The sequence below is a fragment of the Rhodoferax sp. genome (genome assembly GCF_010365055.1).
In the GTDB taxonomy this organism is placed as follows: Bacteria; Pseudomonadota; Gammaproteobacteria; order Burkholderiales; family Burkholderiaceae_C; genus Rhodoferax.
Genome location: NZ_JAAFHA010000187.1, coordinates 1 through 2017 on the forward strand (window position 1 = coordinate 1; position 2017 = coordinate 2017).

Sequence of the window (2017 nt, forward strand, 5' to 3'; positions counted from 1 at the left end):
GTCGGTGTCGCGGTCTACCGCGACCCGACCCAGGCGGCCGTCAGCCAGCCCGCCGCGATACCCGCACAGATGCTCGATTTCGCCCGGGACGCCTTGCAGGATGCCCTCAAAGACCCGGCCGCGTTAGGGCGCGCCTTGGGCGAATACATGACCGAGCCCAAGGCCAACGTCTGGTTCCCGGCCACTGAGGCCCAATCCCATCCTGCCGGCCTGGCGCCTGGCGCGTCGGGCGGGAAGATCCAACTGGATCGGCGCACCAAGATGATGTTTGATGCCAAACACATTTTTATCAATGGCGAGAGCTTCCGCGCCGGGAGGCGCGATGCCACCCTGATGCAGCGCTTGGCCGACCAGCGCTATCTGGCCCAAGCCGATGTGGCGCGGCTCAGTAGCGAGGCCCGCTGTTTGCTGCAGGATTGGCAGCAGGCCGGCTGGTTGCATCAACTCTGAACTGTCAAGAAACTCATGACTACTGAACCCCAAGCACTGCCCAGCGGCCGCTTTTCCGGCCCTACCGACTTCGCGCAAGGCGTGCGCGACGCGCTCGCCTGTGCTGCGCGCGAGGGCTGGCCCGCGCTGATCTTGAGCGACGCCACCTTTGAAGACTGGCCCTTGCGCGAGCGCGCGGTGGTGGAGTCCCTGCAGGCCTGGTCAAAGGCGGGGCGCCGCATGACGCTGCTGGCGACGCGCTATGACGAAGTGGTGCGCCAGCAGCCGCGCTTTGTGGCGTGGCGCCAGACCTGGGGCCATCTCATCGAGTGCCGCGTCTGCCGTGACCGCGCGCCCGGCGATTGCCCGAGCGCGATCTGGAGCCGTTCCTGGTTCATGCAGCGGCTCGATCCGCAGCGCAGCGTCGGCATTTGGGGCCACAACCCCGAGCGCAGCGTGCTGCTGCGCCAGCTGTTGGATGAAAAAATCCGCGACAGCACACCGGGATTTCCAGCGACGACGCTGGGCTTGTAGCGGCTTCTTGCGTTTTGATTCTGTTTGGCAGGCCGTGAACCTGTGGTTCCATACAGCCCCGACTACAATCCCGTCCCTATGGCACTCAAACCCACCAACGAATACTCTGAAGCCTCGATCCGTGTCCTGAAGGGGCTGGAGCCCGTCAAGCAGCGCCCGGGCATGTACACCACCACCGACACGCCGCTGCACGTGATTCAGGAGGCGCTCGACAACGCGGCGGACGAATCGCTGGCAGGGCATGGCAAGAAGATCAGGGTGGTACTGCATCTTGACGGCTCGGTCAGCATCGAGGACGACGGCCGCGGAATTCCGTTTGGCCTGCACCCGACCGAGAACGCCCCGGTGATCGAGCTGGTGTTCACCCAGCTGCACGCCGGTGGCAAGTTTGACAAGGGCAAGGGCGGCGCCTACAGCTTCTCGGGCGGCCTGCATGGCGTGGGGGTGAGCGTCACCAACGCCTTGTCCACGCGGCTGGAGGCCACCACCTACCGCGAAGGCAAGGTCGCCAGTCTGGTGTTTGCCGGTGGCGACGTGATTGAGCCCCTGCAAGTGCGCGACCAAGCCTCCGGCGAGCGCAAATCCGGCACCACGGTGCGGGTCTGGCCCGACGCCAAATATTTTGAAACCCTGGCGCTGCCGATGGCGCAACTGGTGCATCTGCTGCGCAGCAAGGCGGTGCTGATGCCGGGCGTCACCGTGACGCTGGTCAACGAGAAGACCAAAGAGACGCAAAACTGGCTGTTCAAGGGCGGTCTGCTGGACTACCTGATGCAAACCCTGGCCGGCGAGCTGGTGATTCCGGTGTTTGAGGGCGATGGTTTTGCCGATGCCCAGCATGACAATTTTGTCGAAGGCGAGGGCGCCTCCTGGTGCGTCGCTTTCACCGAAGACGGCCCTTTGGTGCGTGAAAGCTATGTCAACCTGATTCCCACCACCGCGGGCGGCACGCACGAGTCGGGCTTGCGCGACGGCCTGTTCACGGCGGTCAAGAGCTTTATCGAGCTGCATTCGCTCTTGCCCAAAGGCGTGAAGCTGATGCCCGAAGACGTGT

At 64.3% G+C, this 2017-nt stretch carries 3 protein-coding genes; all 3 read left to right on the top strand.

Annotated features, from left to right (window positions below; translation table 11 throughout):
• A partial coding sequence (locus GZ093_RS20785; RefSeq protein WP_363261232.1) for a winged helix domain-containing protein occupies window positions 1–450 on the top strand: 450 nt, incomplete at its 5' end.
• 15 nt (window positions 451–465) lie between these two features.
• A complete protein-coding gene (locus tag GZ093_RS20790) occupies window positions 466–963 on the top strand; it encodes a hypothetical protein (RefSeq protein ID WP_296489637.1) in 498 nt (165 codons plus the stop codon).
• A 78-nt stretch (window positions 964–1041) separates the two neighbouring features.
• Window positions 1042–2017, top strand: a 976-nt coding sequence (locus GZ093_RS20795) for an ATP-binding protein (protein WP_296489638.1), incomplete at its 3' end; no start/stop codon positions are given.